General features: G+C 33.9%; 17 protein-coding genes. 15 read left to right on the top strand and 2 right to left on the bottom strand.

Annotated elements, in window-relative coordinates:
* Positions 1 to 134: 134 nt before the first annotated feature.
* From BQ6100_RS07930 to BQ6100_RS07900, 7 genes are all read left to right on the top strand, one after another.
* Positions 135 to 500, top strand: coding sequence for a GntR family transcriptional regulator (locus tag BQ6100_RS07930; protein WP_075981162.1), 366 nt, complete (start codon positions 135 to 137; stop codon positions 498 to 500).
* Positions 501 to 511: 11 nt separating this feature from the next.
* Positions 512 to 1195, top strand: coding sequence for an ABC transporter ATP-binding protein (locus BQ6100_RS07925; protein ID WP_075981161.1), 684 nt, complete (start codon positions 512 to 514; stop codon positions 1193 to 1195).
* A gap of 2 nt (positions 1196 to 1197) precedes the next feature.
* Positions 1198 to 2034 carry a hypothetical protein gene (locus tag BQ6100_RS07920; protein WP_075981160.1) on the top strand — a complete coding sequence of 279 codons (837 nt, stop codon included), beginning with the start codon at positions 1198 to 1200 and terminating at the stop codon, positions 2032 to 2034.
* Between the two features lie 10 nt (positions 2035 to 2044).
* Positions 2045 to 3259 (top strand): hypothetical protein, encoded by a 1215-nt coding sequence (locus BQ6100_RS07915; RefSeq protein ID WP_075981159.1) that lies wholly within the window; start codon positions 2045 to 2047, stop codon positions 3257 to 3259.
* Positions 3260 to 3502: 243 nt separating this feature from the next.
* On the top strand, positions 3503 to 4345 hold the full coding sequence (gene dat / locus BQ6100_RS07910; RefSeq protein WP_075981158.1) for a D-amino-acid transaminase: 843 nt from the start codon (positions 3503 to 3505) through the stop codon (positions 4343 to 4345).
* Between the two features lie 34 nt (positions 4346 to 4379).
* Positions 4380 to 5309 (top strand): dipeptidase, encoded by a 930-nt coding sequence (locus BQ6100_RS07905; RefSeq protein WP_075981157.1) that lies wholly within the window; start codon positions 4380 to 4382, stop codon positions 5307 to 5309.
* Between the two features lie 265 nt (positions 5310 to 5574).
* On the top strand, positions 5575 to 6828 hold the full coding sequence (locus BQ6100_RS07900) for a methyl-accepting chemotaxis protein (protein ID WP_075981156.1): 1254 nt from the start codon (positions 5575 to 5577) through the stop codon (positions 6826 to 6828).
* Positions 6829 to 6936: 108 nt separating this feature from the next.
* Here BQ6100_RS07900 and BQ6100_RS21995 read toward each other — a convergent pair whose 3' ends face one another.
* On the bottom strand, positions 6937 to 7638 hold the full coding sequence (locus tag BQ6100_RS21995) for a CotG/ExsB N-terminal domain-containing protein (protein ID WP_075981155.1): 702 nt from the start codon (positions 7636 to 7638) through the stop codon (positions 6937 to 6939).
* A 226-nt stretch (positions 7639 to 7864) separates the two neighbouring features.
* Between BQ6100_RS21995 and BQ6100_RS07890 the strand changes: the two genes are divergently transcribed.
* The 3 genes from BQ6100_RS07890 (at position 7865) to BQ6100_RS07880 (ending at position 11071) form a co-directional block, all read left to right on the top strand.
* Entirely contained in the window at positions 7865 to 8953 is a 1089-nt protein-coding gene (locus BQ6100_RS07890; protein WP_075981154.1) for a CotH kinase family protein, read from the top strand.
* A gap of 339 nt (positions 8954 to 9292) precedes the next feature.
* A complete protein-coding gene (locus tag BQ6100_RS07885) occupies positions 9293 to 10303 on the top strand; it encodes a spore coat protein (RefSeq protein ID WP_099421390.1) in 1011 nt (336 codons plus the stop codon).
* Positions 10304 to 10396: 93 nt separating this feature from the next.
* Positions 10397 to 11071: a DUF2642 domain-containing protein gene (locus BQ6100_RS07880; protein ID WP_075981153.1), complete on the top strand. Its 675-nt coding sequence runs from the start codon at positions 10397 to 10399 to the stop codon at positions 11069 to 11071.
* Positions 11072 to 11175: 104 nt separating this feature from the next.
* Here the strand turns inward: BQ6100_RS07880 and BQ6100_RS07875 are convergent, their stop codons facing one another.
* Entirely contained in the window at positions 11176 to 12531 is a 1356-nt protein-coding gene (locus BQ6100_RS07875) for an arsenic transporter (protein ID WP_075981152.1), read from the bottom strand.
* A 317-nt stretch (positions 12532 to 12848) separates the two neighbouring features.
* Between BQ6100_RS07875 and BQ6100_RS07870 the strand changes: the two genes are divergently transcribed.
* The 5 genes from BQ6100_RS07870 to BQ6100_RS07850 all read left to right on the top strand — a co-directional run bounded on the left by BQ6100_RS07870 (position 12849) and on the right by BQ6100_RS07850 (position 18373).
* Positions 12849 to 14357, top strand: coding sequence for a diguanylate cyclase domain-containing protein (locus tag BQ6100_RS07870; protein ID WP_075981151.1), 1509 nt, complete (start codon positions 12849 to 12851; stop codon positions 14355 to 14357).
* A gap of 214 nt (positions 14358 to 14571) precedes the next feature.
* Positions 14572 to 15522: an ABC transporter permease gene (locus BQ6100_RS07865; RefSeq protein ID WP_075981150.1), complete on the top strand. Its 951-nt coding sequence runs from the start codon at positions 14572 to 14574 to the stop codon at positions 15520 to 15522.
* The gene (locus BQ6100_RS07860; protein WP_075981149.1) at positions 15515 to 16465 is read left to right on the top strand and encodes an iron chelate uptake ABC transporter family permease subunit; all 951 of its coding nucleotides are present in this window, start codon (positions 15515 to 15517) and stop codon (positions 16463 to 16465) included. Before BQ6100_RS07865 ends, BQ6100_RS07860 begins: the two co-directional genes overlap by 8 nt.
* Positions 16459 to 17217: an iron ABC transporter ATP-binding protein gene (locus BQ6100_RS07855; RefSeq protein ID WP_075981148.1), complete on the top strand. Its 759-nt coding sequence runs from the start codon at positions 16459 to 16461 to the stop codon at positions 17215 to 17217. Before BQ6100_RS07860 ends, BQ6100_RS07855 begins: the two co-directional genes overlap by 7 nt.
* Positions 17218 to 17410: 193 nt before the next feature.
* Entirely contained in the window at positions 17411 to 18373 is a 963-nt protein-coding gene (locus BQ6100_RS07850; RefSeq protein WP_075981147.1) for a siderophore ABC transporter substrate-binding protein, read from the top strand.
* The last annotated feature ends 285 nt before the right edge of the window (positions 18374 to 18658 follow it).

The raw sequence follows: 18658 nt of genomic DNA, 5'->3' as shown, positions 1-18658 counted from the left end.
GCATTAGTCCATTTTTTTTATTTAATATGTTGACAGCTATGGCGTATTACATGTATAGTACACATATGGTGTATGAACTACATGGTACACACACTAAGAAAAGGAAATAATGCATCTAAATAGGAGATGTTGTGATGAACATAACGTTTAATAGCCGGGATCCTGTATATCTTCAGGTTGTCCGATACTTCAAAGAACAAATCGCGATAGGGAATTATGTTTCAGGACAAGAAATCCCATCACGTCGTGAACTAGCATCAGAGTTAAAGATTAATCCGAATACGGCTCAAAAGGCGTACAAAGAAATGGAGGAACAGGGTTTGATTCATACAGAACGCAATTTTCCAAGCCGAATAACAACGGATCAGAAGGTGTTAAGTTCGGTGAGGGAGGAATTAATTATTGAAGCAGTTGATTCATTTGTACGGGCCATAAAACCAATAAAAGTTCCCACAGATGAGCTTTTACTCATCATTAAAGAGAAGTACGAGAGTGAATAAGGGGGATAACCATGATTGAAGTAAAAAATATAACAAAAAAGTATGGTCGTAAGAAAGTATTAGACGGTGTGTCTTTTACAGCAAATAAGGGGGAAATTACCTGCTTAATAGGAATTAATGGGGTAGGAAAGACGACTATTTTAAAAGCAATAATGAATCTTACTCCCATCAACAGCGGTCAAATTTTACTAAATAATGGAGAGATTTCAAAAAAGAGTTACGAAAAGATCACCTTTATTCCTGATGCATTTATTATGCCACCAAATATGAGCATTCGTGATGCCATGAGTTTTATGGCTGATTATTATAGAAACTGGAATGAGGAAAGGGCAAAAGAACTTCTTAAGTTTTTTAAATTGCAGGAGGAAAGTAAGATAGCAGAGCTTTCAAAGGGGAATACCGCAAAGGTCAATTTATTACTGGGGCTTGCTATCGATGTAGACTTTTTATTAATGGATGAGCCATTTTCAGGAATTGATATTTTTAGCAGGGAGCAAATTGCAGAGGTCTTTACTAGTCATCTTATTGAAGACCGAGGGGTTATAATAACAACACATGAAATAAATGATATTGAACATTTATTAGATAAGGTTGTTTTATTGGACAACGGCAAGGTTTTAAGAGAGTTTAATGCGGAAACTGTTAGATTGGAAGAAGGAAAATCAGTTGTTGATGTAATGAGAGAGGTGTACTAAGCATGAATCATTATTTTAAGCTATTAAGCTTCGAGTTAAAGCGCTCAAGCAAGTTGTATTATATATTGTTGGGAATCACTTTCTTATCACAATTTATTGGAGTCATCGTTTCTTCAAAGGGTTATGTTAATAGGGCTAATAAATCCATGTTTGAAGAAGGACTATCAAAAACCGAATATATTGAACAGTTCGGATTAATGAGTTTTTCACAAATAATAGATACCCTATTATATCTAGGACCAATTACCTTATGTGCAGCCTCCTTAGTAATTTACCTATTTGTAATCTGGTATCGAGACTGGTACGGGAAGAATACATTTGTCTACAGACTACTCATGTTGCCATCATCTAGAATGAACGTATTCTTTGCAAAAGCTTCAGCAATATTCTTGATGGTCATAGGTTTGATTTCCTTTGAGCTTATCCTGCTCCCTTTTCAAAATTCCCTTTTTAAAATGCTTGTTCCAGGCGATTTTCGAATAGATGCGAATATTAGAGAAATCCTACTTAGCAATCAAGTAATGAATTTTATCATTCCAACTTCCTTTAGCATGTTTCTTATTTCCTATGGAATTGGAATTATGGCGGTCTTAATCATATTTACAGCCATCCTTTTTGAAAGAAGCTATCGCTTAAAGGGAATTCTAATGGGAGTATTATTTTGTTTTATATCGGTTGTCATTTTTCTAGCACCTCTTTTAGTACTTGCGTTATCACATATGGAAAATATTCTTTATCCACTAGAGTACATTTCACTCCAGACCTTATTGGGTATTATTGTCATTTCCCTATCGATTAAGGTAAGTAGCTTTTTAATAAATAAGAGAATTACAGTGTGAGGTGAAGATAATGAAAAAGTATATAAATCTACTCCTATTACTTGCTATTATTGTTGGGAGTATAGGGACCTTCTATATAAATTCAGCAATAGCTGCATCTAAACTACCTAAGTACAACTTCCAAACATTGCAGGGTGACGCAAAAGAGATTGAAAGAATTAGTCTTAGTGGATTTTATGAAAATGGAAGCGCACATGATGGGTTTACTATTTCTGAAAAAGTTACGTCTTATATGAGCAATTCATCAATCGCTGATTTATTAGAAGGTAGTAATCATATTGCCATTCAAAACCTTCAAAAGAAGTACCATTCCTTTATGAGAGGAAAACGAAACATAGCATCACTTTTTGAAGACGAAAAAACGCTTGTATATGCAAATGTTAAAAATAAGACTGGGGCTCCAGGAAGCAATTCTTTTGTTGTAGACATAGATATATTAAATAAAAAGAAAAAGAACCGTGAATCTTTTAAAGTTGAAGTACCAAATCAAAAAGACTTTCTGTATCTCGATGTAAAGGACGTTCAATTGATTGATGACGAATTAAGATTAGAAACGTTAAACTTCTCTGGATCAAAGGAAGCCGTTCATGTATATAGCATCGATCTACCAAGTAAAAGTGTCGTTGGAGATGAAGTCATTTATGAAAAGTCTACTTCTAATAGTTTGACACAAACAAATTATGTACGGGTACTAGAAACAGAACTGACTAAAGCAAATAAATATGCAATCTATTATTTAATTAAGTCAAAAGAATTACCTCAAAATGATGGGATGGATGGTGTTTCTGTAGTTGAAGAGCTTGGAAACGAACTACTTATTTTTGATGTTGAAAAAAATGAATTAGAAAAAATTAACTTACCAAAAGCGATGCAAGGTTTAAATATTAATACGACCAACATTTACTATGATAATGAAAATATATATACTTTAGTGAATAACGAAAAGGGCTATCATGTTGAGGTCTATAATTATCATAATCAAAAACTGGTAAATAAATATGATGTACCATTAAATATGGAATTATTGGAAACACCTGCAATATCTATTCATAGTGACCGAATATATATTGCGGCTAGCTATTTAAAAGATAAAGACCGGAAGCAATCCCCATCAAATATTGTGGTCTTAAATTTATTAGATGGAAAGGTTATTTATAAAGGAGTTTTAAAGTCTTCAAAAAGTACCGAAGGATATATATCTATATATGGCATAGAAGTATATTAATAAAATGGACGAGAGAACTGTACCTTTGTATGGTTCTCTTTTTTTTCTAAAGATAAAATCATTTATGTATACTACACTCCTATTGAAGATAATAAATGAAGCACTAGCATAGATATACAGTAAAGAAGATGTTGGATAAAATTCGCTTTAATTGTTCCCAATTTTCATTTATTTCAATATAATGAAAACAAGAGATACATATGATTAAGAAATAAAATACAATTAGTTAAGGAAGCGATTTCAATGGAGATTGGGTATTTTAACGGAAAGTATGTGTCGCTAAACGAAGCTGTGTTGCCTATTGACGAAAGAGGCCATCAGTTTGGTGATGGTATTTATGAAGTAGTCCGAGTTTATGATGGCAAACCTTTTATGCTTGATGAACATTTGGAAAGACTTATTCGCAGTGGGAATGCAATTAAACTTCGAATAACAGAAACGAAAGAAGATCTTTGCAATCTAATAATTAAAGCTATTGAAGAGTCTGAGCTAAAAGAATGTGTTGTATATTTACAAATTACAAGAGGAATTGCAGTCCGTGGCCATCTTTTCCCCGATGTACCTATGTCTATTTCAATGACTGTTAGAGAAGCTAAGCCTCTACCAGCTGAAGTAAGATTGAGGGGAGTAACAGCCATTCTTCTTGAAGATGAGCGTTGGGCAAATTGTTATATCAAATCTCTCAATTTATTACCTAACATTTTGGCGAAGCAGGCAGCACATGACGCTGGTAGTTATGAAGCCATCTTGGTTAGGGATGGTCAGGTTACGGAAGGATCTAGTTCCAATGTGTTTTACGTAAAAGATCGCAAGGTTTATACGCCACCACTTACCAAACACATCCTTCCTGGAATTACAAGACTGGCTGTAAAGAATGTGTTATCTCAATTAAATATACCGCTAGTTGAGCAGCAATTTAGTGAAATGGACTTATTACATGCAGATGAGGTTTTTATTACAAGCACCACCTCTGAGGTCATTCCGGTCATAAAAATAAATGAGAATGAAATTGGTAAGGGAACTCCGGGTGAAATTACATCAAGAATTTATGAACAGTATAAAAATTTAATTAAAGCCCATAAGTAAAACATATTAAATGAGCATCGAGAGGGGTTACAGCATGAATATTATTGATTTTCATTGTGATGCATTATTAAAGCTTTCAGAAGGAAGGGGAAAATTAAGCTTTGCCGATTCCCCAGAGTTACATACAAATAAAAATCGCCTTCAAAAGGGAAAAATTAAGGTACAATGCTTTGCTATTTTTATTGAACCAGAGATTCCTTCTGACCAAAAGTTTCAGGAAGCGCTAGTTCAAATTGACTACTTTTATAAAGAAGTTCTTGGGAATAATCAAGAAATGCGCCATATTAAAGAATGGGTTGATTTTGACCAATTAAAGGAAAATGAAATTGGTGCCATGCTAACACTTGAAGGTGTTGACGCAATAGGAAATGACTTAACAAAATTACATGCCTTATATCAGCTAGGGGTCAGGTCAGTTGGGTTAACTTGGAACAATGCTAATCTAGCAGCAGATGGTGCTGGAGAACCGAGAGGAGGAGGATTAACTCTCTTTGGGAAAGAAATTGTCCAATTTAATAATCAACATCGAATTTTTACAGATGTATCTCATCTTAGCGAGAATGGATTTTGGGATGTAATGGGGTTAGCAGATTATCCAGTTGCCTCACATTCGAATGCGAGAAAGCTTTGCAATCATCCTCGGAACCTAACAGATGAACAAGCCCGGGCAATGTTTTCTAAGGGTGGGCTAATTTCAATTGTCTACTATCCACCATTTATTAATTTGGCTCAAGAAGTAGCTATTACAGACATTGTCAAACATATCGACCATTTTTGCTCACTCGGTGGGGTGAATCATATTGGGCTCGGTTCCGATTTTGATGGTATTACTAACTTTGTTCATGGATTAGAGGATGCCTCAAAAAGTCAAAATCTGATTAATGAACTATTAAAGTATTTTAAGGAGGAGGAGGTTAGAGGCTTCGCCTACCAAAATTTCCTAAATCACCGACCTAATAAATAGAAAATATTAGTATTTAAATTATGATGGGGATGAGTATGAGTATGTCCCCATAAATACATGTTTTTATAGGTTAAACTAGAATTGTGGTACTTAGAAGATTTGGTTCATTTATTTTTGTAAGATGTATTGAAATCGTTTTTTATAATAATTTATAATCTAGTAACAGGAGAAATATATGAAATATTGTGACTATTAATAAACATAGATAAAGATAAGTTGTTGAATAGTCTTTTTTTGAATTTGATTATCATAAAGGAGAAAACGAATGAGTCTATTCAGTTATATTATTCGAACGTCATTAGTAGTTATTCCTGGAACGTTATTGATTGGATTAGGCGTTTTGATTAGCAATCACGTAGATGGAATAGCCTTTTGGATAAGCTTAATTTCCATTGTTGCATTAGGGGTGGTTGTAGGTATTGTTTCCTCTGTAGTAAATTATCGCAGATTTATTGCACCTATAAGTAAGATTAATATATTTTTAGAGGAATTATCCCAGGGAAACATCTCTGGTGAAATTGAAGCGTCCCAGGTTGGAGAATTAAAGCCGATTGCAATTGCCGTGAATCATGCAACTGAGGCTTGGAGAAAGGTTTTACATAAAGTGAATGACTCCTCCACACAAGTAAATAGCATTGCCTTACAGTTATCTGAAAGTGCGGAACAAACTACTCTGGCAACTGAACATATATCGGAAACGATTGAAGAAATCGCTGCGGGCTCGGAGAATCAAGTAAATGGTGTGAAATTCACATCTGATATCATTACTCAAATGTCAAATAACTTAACTCAGGTTGTTAGTAATACAAAAATGGTTTCCAGTACTATAAACGATTCTTCCGAGAAAGCAAATCATGGCTCCTCATCCATTTCAACTGCAGCAGTTCAAATGAATTCGATTTATTCAAACGTTCAGGAATTAGCAAAGGTAGTTCAGGGATTAGGGCATCGTTCTCAAGAGATTGGAAAGATTATAGAGGTAATAACGGGAATTGCTGCTCAAACCAATTTATTGGCGTTAAATGCAGCAATAGAAGCCGCGCGTGCTGGAGAACAGGGAAAAGGTTTTGCGGTAGTCGCAAATGAAGTGAGAACATTAGCGGAAAAGTCAGCAGAATCTACTTTACAAATCAGTCAATTAGTATCTCAAATACAGGAAGAAACCAAGCAAGTTGTACAAACTATGGAAGCTGTAAATCATGAGGTAAAAGAAGGTATGGAAGTCATGACTACAGCAGGAGATTCTTTTACGCAGATCCAAGAATCAGTCAATCTTGTCACATTACAAATGGAGCAAGTAGCTTCTGCCATTGAAGCAATGTCTGAGGGGGCTGAACAAGTTGTTCAATCAATGAAGGATATCTCCTCTGTTGCAAATGAATCGGCAAGTTCAACACAAAGTGTTCTTGCTACCACAGAGGAACAGGTGGCTTCAATGCAAGAAATCTCATCAACATCCACTCATCTTTTAAAGATGTCAAAAGAATTAAAAGATATTATTAGTATGTTTCAACTTTAAAATCATCCATAATTGATTAACTGATTGAACCAAGAAAAGAAGAGTATCCTTTTTAACTGGGAATACTCTTCTTTTTATTCTTTTATAAAGGATATAGTCAATCATTACTTAATCGTCTTCGTTTGTTAATCTATACTCCCACATATTTCCTCCGCGCCAATATCTCTTTCTTGTTTTATAGAAGTCATATGATTTGCGCTTTTTGCAGCGGGAGCAGCAACGTGATCTTCTGTGTTTTGGACCTTTTCTGGTATGACGTGAACTACGGCGTGAACTCCTCCTGGAGCTTCTTCTTGAGCTTCTTGAAGATGTACGAGAACTGCGTCTAGTACTTCTGCAGGAGCAACGAGAACTGCGTCTTGAACTTCTACAAGAACGACGAGAACTGCGTCTTGAACTTCTACAAGATCGGCGAGAACTGCGTCTAGTACTTCTGCAGGAGCAACGAGAACTCCGCCTTGTACTTCTACAGGATTGACGAGAACTGCGTCTTGAGCTTCTTGAAGACGTACGAGAACTGCGACGTGTACTCCTGCAGGATCTGCGGGAGCTGCGTTTTGTACTCCTCCGGGATGAGCGAGAACTGCGTCTTGAACTTCTACAAGAACAACTAGAACTGGTCATTTCCATGTAGGTTTCTTCAACCGTTCTTCTTGAATGACGATAGGATCGAGTTTCGCGGCTTGATCTTCTTTGAGTACCCTTTTTCCGCTTATTTGATCGAGGGTCTTGGAACATAAAATCTCCTAGACCAGAATTATTTGCTGTTTGAACAGCCTGTTGAATATCATCACGGGTATAACGACCCATAAAAAAAATTCCTCCTTTATTGATTGTGTAAGAGAAGAGGTATTATGGGAATGTTCATATCCTTTTAATATCCATACACCCTTTTCTTACTACTAGGGTACGTGCACTAGGGTAAAAATGTATGAGTAAATAGCGTATTTTTAAATAAAATAGATAGATGTCATATGTGGCAATACGTCCTTTTTTTCATAGGAATATTGTAAAAGTGAAAAGGGATGATTTTTATATGGGAAACAATCAAATACCACATTATCACCTCTTTATTCATCCTTTGGATATTGGAGATTTGAGGAGAGATATATGGAATGATGAACCTGTTCCAGCCGTCTTGAAATTAAATAAAAAAAAATATGAGATTGATATTGTATATCGTGGATCTCATATTCGTAAGTTTGAAAAAAAATCATATTATGTTCAATTCCATAAGCCAAGTTATTTCCGTAAAGGTAAGGAAATTCATCTTAATGCAGAGTTTAAGGATCCATCCATGATTAGAAATAAGTTATCTTTGGATTTTTTCTCTGATATTGGTACCTTGTCACCCCAATCGCGTTTTGTGTTTCTCGTCATTAACGGAAGAAAGGAGGGGGTGTATTTGGAGATAGAATCCGTAGATGAGAATTTTTTGCGAGCGAGGGAACTTCCTAATGGCACTATATATTATGCAGTTGATGGGGATGCTAATCTATCCCTAATGAGTGATCTTGATAAAAAGGTTAAAGATTCATTATTACTGGGGTATGAAAGGAAATATGGTGCTGAAGAAGATGATGATTTTCTTCAGGAAATGATCATAAAAATCAATACAGCTACAAGAGAAGAATTTGAAAAGGTCATTTCTAAATATATAAATGTAGATAAATATCTTAGGTGGTTAGCAGGAATTATTTTTACACAAAACTACGATGGGTTTGTGCATAATTATGCCTTGTATCGGAATGGGGAAACGGGACAATTTGAAATCATTCCTTGGGATTATGATGCTACCTGGGGAAGAGATGTAAACGGAAAGGTTATGGAAGAAGACTATGTTCGAATCCAAGGATTTAATACTTTATCTGCACGTTTACTTGATAACAATCAGTACAGAAAACAATATAAAACAATGTTAGAAAAAATATTACAAGAGCAATTTACCATTGATTTTCTAAAACCAAAAATTGAGTCTATGTATGAATCTATAAGACCTTTTGTTCTAATGGATCCATATAAAAAAGACAAAATAGAGGATTTCGATAAAGAACCTGAATTTATTATGAACTACATTAAGGCTCGATCGAATTTTATTAAAGGCCAAATATATAAGCTGGATTAGAATCTCTCTCTCTTCATTTACCTTCTTCTTCGTACTTTCTCCCTTCCTTTTGTTAATGAATTCATTTCTAGTAGGCTACAGTTGATTTTTATAGAAATAGGCAATAGCTATAGGTCAATTAGCAACCGTGATACGTATATATGCAGTATATATAACCTATATGGTTAAATGAAATGCAAAGGCGACTGTACGGTGAGGAAAAATGACTAATAGGAATAAAGTGATCATACATGAAATTATGAATATATAATCACTCAATAATAGGAGCGAATTCGGATTCATTTTAGTTCATTCACCAAGCTAAAGTCACATTGCAGAACAAAACAAAGGAGGATATTAATGAACAGTCAAAATGTGCAAGAAAATAAGCACTCCAATAACGATCTCACAAGTTCTTTCCATTCTTTCCTAGAATCGCTGAAAGGAAAAATGGTGACGATTTATCGAGGAGGTCCTGAGTCAAAAACGGGGATGCTGTTAGATGTTCAGTCAGATTACGTAACCCTATATGCACAAAATAACAACAATAATAATAACAATAACAACAATAACAACAATAACAATAACAATAATCAAAATCAGAATAATCAAAACACGGTTGTATATTATCAAGCTCAGCATGTAAAAAGTATAAGCGAGGATTCCAAATCTAACTCTATGCAAATTACTCAAACAATCAATGAAGAGGTAGATTTTTTACAGGCAGATAATTTCCTCGGATTAATGACACAGTTAGTCAATGTTCCTATTCAGATTAATCAAGGTGGGCCTGAATCAAAAAATGGTACTCTCTTAACAGTAGCTGGGGACTTTCTAGTACTTTATACAGAAGATGATGGAATTGTATATTACAATATTCATCATGTAAAAAGCATTTGTAAATATCAAAATAATAATAACAATAACAACGGAAACATGAATCAGCAATATGTTGTCACTTATCCAGAATACCATGTAGGTACCGATTTCCATGATGTATTTAGAAATATGACACATAAGTGGGTATCCATCAACAGGGGTGGCCCAGAAGCAATGGAAGGAGTTCTTGTTGAAAACGCTGGTGGACATTATACACTTGTAAGCAATCAAGAGGTTTTGAGAATTCACCCTTACCATATTAGGAGTATCAGTGCTGGACCAAAGGGATCATTAAAACAAAATAACAATAATAATAGCAGTGAGCAATCCAATCAAAATAATCAACAAGAAAATTCACAGGAAAATCAAAATAAAGATTCATCTTCAAATAAAAATGAAGATTCCTCTAAAAAGTCATCCCGCCGTAGCCGCTCATCAAGCCGTGAGCATGTAGTAAAAACAATTGATTATGTTTGGAAAGGCAGAAGCTAAAGCATAAATGAATTTAGCTCAATATAAATTCTACCTCAAATGGTGCATTAGTCTTCGCTGGTGCACCATTTTTGTCAAGAAGGGAGGCTTACGATGGGTGAAGTCCAGGGTATTGCAAGTTTTCTCGGTAAGGAAGTAGAAGTGGAGATATCTGGTCGGACCTATTTTACAGGAATCTTAATCGATATTGGTTTAGACATCCTGGTTCTATATGACGGTCAGAAATTTCTGTACATCCCATTTCTGCATCTTCATAACATTAAAGAAAAGATTATAAAAGAAATCAACGAAAAGCCACCAGAAGCAGTACCACTTCAATTTGAAAAGGAATCGATATCCTATCGAAAAATCTTAATGAATGCAAAGGGTCAATTTATCGAGATTTTTGTCACGGGTAATCGCTCCATCCACGGATATATTACCAGTGTCTTAAATGACTATGTAGTCTTTTATTCTCCAGTATATAAAAGAGTGTTGATATCCATGCAACATTTAAAATGGTTAACACCATATTTCAATCAATTAACTCCATATACTTTAAATACAGAAGAATTACCAATTGTTCCATCTACACTTCCTTTAGCACGTTCCTTTGAAGATGAGTTGAAAAAATATAAAAATCAATTAATTGTATTTGATCTTGGAGATAATCCTGATAAAGTTGGATTAATGAAAAATGTATCGAATAATATTGTGGAGCTTGTCCTTGCAGACGGTCAAACTGTATATTGGAAGCTACTGCATTTAAAGACGGTAAACTTTCCTTAAAAAAGGTTGAACCATGGGTAAAAGGAGAATTCTCTTCACCAATTATTGTGTAAAAAGCTAATTGGGATAGAAAATTCTCCTATTCTGTTGGTCACCTTTTCATATTAGACAAAGAACCAGCTAATCCAATAATATAAACAGATAAGGGTGAATAGAACAGTAAGTGGAATGGCGATTAGTGTTACCCTTAAATAATATTTCCAAGAGATTTTTACTCGATTTCTTCTTAATATTTGCATCCAAATCAAAGTTGCGAGGGTTCCTATAGGTAAAATGAGCGCTCCAATATCACTTCCAATAATATTTGAAAGGTAAATTGTTTTCATCGTTATGGAATCTAATCCCATTTCAGTAAGAGTCAAAGTCCCAATCATTAACGCTGGATGATTATTAAAGATGTTAGAGAGAATCGTTAGAATAGTGCCCATGGAAAAAGATGCATGAAATAGGCCACTAGTTACAATTGGTTCTAAAAACTTAATCAACATATCCGTTAAGCCAATATTATGCAGTCCGTATATGATTACATACATGTTAAAAGCAAAAACTAAAATATCCCATGGTGCTTTTCTGATGAGATCAGCTGGAGCAATCTTTAAATGGAACCATCTCCATGCCAATATAACGACGGAACCTGTAACAGCAAAAATGGAAACCGGGATGCCAAAATAGGATGCTATGAATAGGCTTAGGCGCATGATTAATACGAATATTAAGACATAAATCATCAAGTTGGTTTGTTGTTTAGGTAATTGTTTTCGTGTAGGCTGCTGTAGGGGATGAAATCTCGTCGGATGAAGGAAATTGAAATTACTTGGTAGTTTCGGTAATTCCTTTGGCAATTCCTTATAGAAAATGAAGAAAAGAAACGTAGAGAGAAAAATCAATCCAAGGATTCCTGGTACGATTAGCATGGCAGTATACAGGTAAAGGTCTAAGCCTATTATTTTAAGTGATATCAAATTAACAATATTACTAACCCCTATAGGGGCGCTTGAAGCAGTAGCAATTAACGCTCCACTTAGCAAATAGGGAAGCTGTTGATGTTTTTTTAAACCTAAAATGTTAAATAATAACAATAGTATGGGTGTTGTAATTAAAATACTCCCATCATTGTTAAAGAATAAAGTCATTAAAAAGCATAAAAGGTTTATTAACCAGAAGAGCCTAATTCCGGATCCCTTTGATTTTTCAAATAATTGGGCAGCAATCCAGTGGAAAAATCCAAAGCTTTCCAATGCTATTGCCATCACCATAGTTGCAATGATTGTAATGGCTGCATCTGTTACTTTTTCAGATATATCAATTAGATCAATAACTGTAACACTTCCACTTAAAAGTATTAGGATGGCCCCTATTGTTGCGGCAATAGCTTCGTTTAATCCCCTTGGTCTCCAAAAAATGAGAACCAATGTTAATAGAAAAGAGAGGACTGTGAAATAGATGGTGAAATAACTCATACTTTTCACCTCTCTTTAAGATGACGTTATCTTTTATGATAAAAATAAACATCTCCTCCTTATTATGTCTTCATATTTCATATGTACTGTATTTATACGTGTCCATAAAGGAGGTTGTACTAAGCGTTTCAACTAATTTATCAAAATTCCATGATTACCCTATAATGATATTTGACTAAATCTTAGCTTGGTTTGAAGCTGAAAAGTAATATTTTGCCATGATATAGACAGAACTACCAGTTAAAAAATATTATTCTAATATATAAAATGTGATATGATGGTTTTTGATTTATTACTTTCATCAAGGTGGAAAAAATATGCAATTAGAATTGTTCAAAGATTTAACGCTTAATCTTGCAATTTTTGTTTCCAGCATTTTTTTTATTTGGATAATAGTTAATGAAAAGACTGGTACAATTACTAAAAAGAAAATGACTCTTAGTCCCATAGAAAAAATGTTAGCTGGCATTTTATTTGGAGCATTCGGTACATTTATCATGTTTTATGGAATAAATGTGGATGATGGGCTACTTGTTGATTTGAGACATCTTTCCATCATCATGAGTGCCAGCTTTGGAGGGTTACTAGCAAGTATTATTACTGGAATAATAATTGCTATTAATCGTTTGCTTCTTTTTGATGGTTTTACCATTCATTCATACATTGGGGCATTGAATGCAATTAATATGGGGATAATTAGTGGACTCATCGTTCTCTATTGGAAGAAAAATAATTGGATTTATATGAACTTATATTGTGTTCTATCAATAACAGTGGTGTACACATTTTTAGTTAAAAACATGCAGATCTTAACTAATACTCTTATATCCTTTTGGTTTCTATCTATTGTAAGTGGCTATATCATTTTTAAGCTAATTAATTATATTAAACATACATCCAATCTTCAGAAGCAGATAAAAGAAAGTCTAGAAGAATTACAAGACTTGAAAATTGCCTTAGAAGAAGCCTCGATTGTAAGCATTACGGATCCCAATGGGATAATAACCTATGTAAACGATAAATTTGTTGAAATATCAGGGTTTTCACGCGAGGAATTGATTGGAACCACCCATAAAATAATCAATAGCGGATATCATACAAATTCCTTCTTTAAAGATCTCTGGGAGACCATTGGGTCAGGAAAAATATGGAGAGGTGAAATAAGGAATATCTCAAAAAAAGGACAGTATAAATGGTTTGATTCGACCATCGTTCCCTTTATAATGGATGGAAAAATCTATCAATATGTTTCTGTTAGGACTGATGTGACAGAGAGAAAAGAGGCTGTCCGGAAAATGAAGATTCTTTCTAATGTTGATGGATTAACAGAAATATCAAATCGTCGATATTTTGATTATAAGCTTGAAAAGGAATGGGACCATTCGTTAAATGTTCAACCTCTTTCCCTTATTCTTTTAGATATTGATCACTTTAAGGACTATAATGACACATATGGTCATACAGGTGGGGATGAATGTTTAAGGAAAGTTGCGAAGAAATTAGATGAAATTGCAAGTATCTATGAATACACAGTTGCTCGATATGGTGGTGAGGAGTTTTCTATTATTCTTCCAAATACAACTAAGGAAATCGCACTATTATTTGCAGAAAAGATACGAAGAGAAATTGAAGGTTTAGCTATAGAGCACACTTTATCGAAAACAAAAAATGTTGTGACAGTAAGTATAGGAGTCGCTACCATGATTCCATCAACGGATAGTAGGACAGATGATTTAATTAAACAATCAGACGAAGCATTATATTGTGGAAAATCTAGGGGAAGAAACCAAGTATATTTTTATAATAATCAAGTAGTTTTAACATAAAAAACAGGCTCAGACGGAAATGTCTAGAGTCTGTTTTTTTGAATGAAAAAGAAGTTGGATAACGTGATAATGATAATTAATTTCAATGATAACATTGACAATAAGTTGTAAGATGATAAAATATAACCAATAGAATTGATAATGATTCTCATTGTTAATTAAGAAACCAAAAATTTACATTAAATTCAAGCGTTAAAGGGCGGCATGGTTAGTCATGAGAAAAACATATTTATTCCTTATATTAATTGTTCTTTCCATCAGTTCTATTTTTATCGGTGTATCTGATATTTCTTTCAATGACCTTTTTCACTTAAATGAAGAACAACTACAAATATTAGCAATGACTAGAATTCCGCGCTTAATGTCTATCATCATTTCTGGCGTAACCATGAGTGTATGTGGACTAATTATGCAGCAGCTAAGTCGAAATAAGTTTGTTTCACCAACAACTTCAGGAACAATAGACTCAGCCAGACTAGGTATTCTTGTTTCTTTGATTCTTTTCTCCTCGGCAACAATGATGGAAAAGTTGATTGTATCCACGATCTTTTCACTTGCAGGTACGTTCTTATTTATGAGGCTTTTAGAAAAAATCAAATATAAGGATGCTGTTTTTATCCCTCTTGTAGGGTTGATGTTTGGAAGTATTATTCATTCAATCACCACCTTTTTTGCTTATAAGCATGATTTAATTCAAAGTATCTCATCATGGCTCCATGGTGATTTTTCCATGGTTATGTCTGGAAGATATGAAATGATTTATATCAGCATCCCATTAATGATTTTATCTTATCTATTTGCCAATAAGTTTACAGTTGCTGGAATGGGTGAAGAATTTGCTATTAATCTAGGACTAAATTATAAGTTTGTTGTCAATCTTGGACTTGTAATTGTTGCGATTTCTACAACCGTTGTCTTATTAACAGTTGGGGCAATCCCCTTTCTAGGATTAGTTGTACCGAACATGGTTTCCATCTATCAAGGAGATAATTTAAAGAAAAATCTACCCCATACAGCCCTCCTAGGAGCAGTGTTCTTGCTTTTTTGTGACATATTGGGGAGGATCATTATCTTTCCATATGAAATACCTATTGGTTTAACAGTAGGGGTAATTGGTAGTGGGTTCTTTCTTTACTTATTATTTAGGAGCAAAGCAAATGCATAAAAAAACAAAATTAGTAGTGTTGTTCCTTGTAAGTATTGTGCTGATTTCCCTCTTTTTATTTACAGAATTAGGGGACTATTGGGAATACGCACTAACGAAGCGTACATATAAAATATTGGCCATTGTTCTAACTGGAGGATGTATTGCTTTTGCAACCGTTGTTTTTCAAACCATAACAAATAACAGAATATTGACACCGAGTATCATTGGCTTAGATTCTCTCTATATGTTAATCCAAACCATTCTAATATTCATATTCGGATCAAATAATCTAATAATTGCGAATAAAAATGCGAACTTCTTGATATCTGTCGGAGCTATGATATTATTTGCAGGCCTACTTTATAAAATCTTGTTTAAAAGGGAAGGGCAAAATATATACTTTCTTCTCCTTGTAGGCTTTATTATGGGGACACTATTCGAAAGCTTCTCCTCCTTTATGCAGGTTATCATTGATCCAAACGAATTTCTCGTAATTCAGGATAGGATGTTTGCAAGCTTTAATAATGTGAATGTTGATCTCCTTTTTGTTTCAATCATAACAATATTAATAGTGGTAATTTACTTCATTAGAAAAATAAAATTTCTCGATGTACTTTCACTTGGTAGAGATCAAGCGATTAACCTTGGAGTGAACTATGATCTTGTGGTTAAACAATTATTAATTCTCGTATCAATATTCATCTCAATTGCTACTGCATTAGTCGGTCCTATTACATTTTTAGGATTATTGGTTGTCAACATCAGCTATCAATTTATGAAAACATATAAACATTCCTACATAATTACTAGTTCCATATTCATTGCTGTCATTGCTTTAGTAGGTGGTCAGTTAATCGTTGAGAGAGTGTTTACATTTTCGACAACCTTGAGTGTAATCATAAATTTCATTGGTGGAGTGTACTTCATCTACCTTCTATTAAAGGAGAGTAAGCAATGGTAAATGTGAGAAATGTTACGAAAAAATATGGGAATAAAAATGTCATTGAAAATGTTTCATTACAAATTAATAAAGGAAACATCACATCTTTTATTGGACCAAACGGTGCTGGAAAGAGCACATTATTATCAATGATCAGTCGCCTAATTCAAAAGGATTCAGGGGAGATTTATATCGATGGTATGGAAATTGGTCAATGTAAAAGTAATGAACTAGCGAAAAAAATTTCCATTCTAAAGCAGTCTAATCATTTAAATGTCAGATTGACGGTTCGCGAATTAGTTTCTTTCGGTCGCTTTCCTTATTCACAGGGGAGGCTCATGAAAGAAGACATAAGATATGTGGAACAGGCAATTGATTATATGGAACTTAGGGAGATTCAACATAAATATTTGGACCAATTAAGTGGAGGCCAACAGCAAAGAGCATATATTGCCATGACCATCGCACAAAATACAGATTATATATTACTAGATGAACCACTAAATAACCTGGATATGAAGCATTCTGTTCAAATTATGAAGGTGTTAAGAAGATTAACAGATGAATTAGGTAAAACCGTCATCATCGTCATTCATGACATAAATTTTGCTTCCTGTTATTCCGATTATATAGTTGCCTTAAAGAATGGTAAGGTCATACATGAAGGTCCGACAGAAGAAATAATCAGCCACTCCGTACTGAAAAATATTTATGATATGGATATTGCTATTGAGAATTTCAATGAGAACAAAATATGTGTATATTATGCATAATTCATATCTATTTCCTTTGTAAGAAGTTATTTAGGAGTCTAAATTTGAGCATAAGTAAGAATGGCAGCTTAAAAGTATAAAATGAGTGGGCCCGATAAAATATTCTCATTTTCACTTTTAATGCTTCAAGGTTAATTCAAAAAGGACATCCAAAAATAACTTTATATAAAAAATATTTTAATGAGGTGTAGAAATGAAAAGGAAATTATCCTTAATGATTCTTATTGCAGTAGTGGCTATATTTACCGCTGCCTGTGGTTCAAGTAGTCAATCAAGCACAGGAGACTCAGAAAAGAAAAAAGGTAAAGAAGTCATAACTGTTAAACACCAACTTGGTGAGACAGAAGTAGAAAAAAATCCAGAGAAGGTTGTTGTATTTGACTTTGGAGCATTAGATACATTAGATAAGCTTGGAGTTGAAGTAACAGGTGTACCAAAACAAAATCTACCAGCCTATTTAGATAAATACAAAGATGATAAATACAAAAATGCTGGGGGATTAATGGAGCCTGATTTTGAAGCAATTAAAGAAATGGAACCAAATTTAATTATCATTTCTGGGAGACAACAAGATTCATATGATCAATTTGCTGAAATTGCACCAACCATCTATCTGGGTGTTGACACTAAGAAATATCTTGAATCATTTAAATCAAATGTAAATATTATTGCAGAAATTTTTGGGAAGAAAACTGAAGCAAGTAAGGAGTTAACTGCTATTGAAAACTCTATTAATAGTTTAAAGGAGCATGTATCTGAAACTGAAAGCAAAGCTTTAATTACCCTTGTAACAGGTGGGAAAATTTCTGCTTATGGCCCAGGCTCAAGATTTGGAATCATTCATGATGTTTTGGGAGTTAAACCTGTAACTGAAGAACTAGATGCTGCTGCTGTTCATGGAACAAAGATTTCCGTTGAATTTATCGTTGAAAAGAATCCAGATATTCTCTATGTTGTCGATCGTGATGCTGTTGTAAGTCAAGGAGAAAATGGCGCAAGTGCAAAAGAAGTTATTGAAAATGACTTAGTGAAGAAAACAAATGCGTATAAAAATGGTCAAATTTATTATCTTAATCCAAATTATTGGTATTTATCGGGTGGTGGGTTAATATCTGTAGCAGAGATGGTAAAAGAAGTTCAAGAAGGAATAAAATAAACCGTTCTCTTACGATGTAATTCTCTAATTGGAGTAGAGAAATAGCATCAGAGAACGGCATTGTGACAATAGAGTATTATTTTAACACGAAAATTGATAGAAAAACTACAATAAAACTTTAAGTTTATTGTAGTTTTTTATGTAAGGATAATTATCAGTTTATTACTTAAGAATTGGAATGGAAATTTGCTCTTTTCTCTAAGATTGACCATGCGAAATCAGGCAAGTGCCCAAGCCTTTTCCTAAAAAATGCATATTCTTTTAGTGTAATTAAAACTTAGAATG

The sequence above is a fragment of the Bacillus massilinigeriensis genome, assembly GCF_900117315.1.
Lineage (GTDB): Bacteria > Bacillota > Bacilli > Bacillales > Cytobacillaceae > Bacillus_BE > Bacillus_BE massilionigeriensis.
This window is presented reverse-complemented; position numbering and strand designations above follow the sequence as displayed.

Bases quoted from the DNA above. Each gene is read 5' to 3' on its own strand.
- BQ6100_RS07930 (WP_075981162.1), top strand. From the start codon at position 135: ATGAACATAACGTTTAATAGCCGGGATCCTGTATATCTTCAGGTTGTC.
- BQ6100_RS07925 (WP_075981161.1), top strand. From the start codon at position 512: ATGATTGAAGTAAAAAATATAACAAAAAAGTATGGTCGTAAGAAAGTA.
- BQ6100_RS07920 (WP_075981160.1), top strand. From the start codon at position 1,198: ATGAATCATTATTTTAAGCTATTAAGCTTCGAGTTAAAGCGCTCAAGC.
- BQ6100_RS07915 (WP_075981159.1), top strand. From the start codon at position 2,045: ATGAAAAAGTATATAAATCTACTCCTATTACTTGCTATTATTGTTGGG.
- dat (WP_075981158.1), top strand. From the start codon at position 3,503: ATGGAGATTGGGTATTTTAACGGAAAGTATGTGTCGCTAAACGAAGCT.
- BQ6100_RS07905 (WP_075981157.1), top strand. From the start codon at position 4,380: ATGAATATTATTGATTTTCATTGTGATGCATTATTAAAGCTTTCAGAA.
- BQ6100_RS07900 (WP_075981156.1), top strand. From the start codon at position 5,575: ATGAGTCTATTCAGTTATATTATTCGAACGTCATTAGTAGTTATTCCT.
- BQ6100_RS21995 (WP_075981155.1), bottom strand. From the start codon at position 7,638: ATGGGTCGTTATACCCGTGATGATATTCAACAGGCTGTTCAAACAGCA.
- BQ6100_RS07890 (WP_075981154.1), top strand. From the start codon at position 7,865: ATGGGAAACAATCAAATACCACATTATCACCTCTTTATTCATCCTTTG.
- BQ6100_RS07885 (WP_099421390.1), top strand. From the start codon at position 9,293: ATGAACAGTCAAAATGTGCAAGAAAATAAGCACTCCAATAACGATCTC.
- BQ6100_RS07880 (WP_075981153.1), top strand. From the start codon at position 10,397: ATGGGTGAAGTCCAGGGTATTGCAAGTTTTCTCGGTAAGGAAGTAGAA.
- BQ6100_RS07875 (WP_075981152.1), bottom strand. From the start codon at position 12,531: ATGAGTTATTTCACCATCTATTTCACAGTCCTCTCTTTTCTATTAACA.
- BQ6100_RS07870 (WP_075981151.1), top strand. From the start codon at position 12,849: ATGCAATTAGAATTGTTCAAAGATTTAACGCTTAATCTTGCAATTTTT.
- BQ6100_RS07865 (WP_075981150.1), top strand. From the start codon at position 14,572: ATGAGAAAAACATATTTATTCCTTATATTAATTGTTCTTTCCATCAGT.
- BQ6100_RS07860 (WP_075981149.1), top strand. From the start codon at position 15,515: ATGCATAAAAAAACAAAATTAGTAGTGTTGTTCCTTGTAAGTATTGTG.
- BQ6100_RS07855 (WP_075981148.1), top strand. From the start codon at position 16,459: ATGGTAAATGTGAGAAATGTTACGAAAAAATATGGGAATAAAAATGTC.
- BQ6100_RS07850 (WP_075981147.1), top strand. From the start codon at position 17,411: ATGAAAAGGAAATTATCCTTAATGATTCTTATTGCAGTAGTGGCTATA.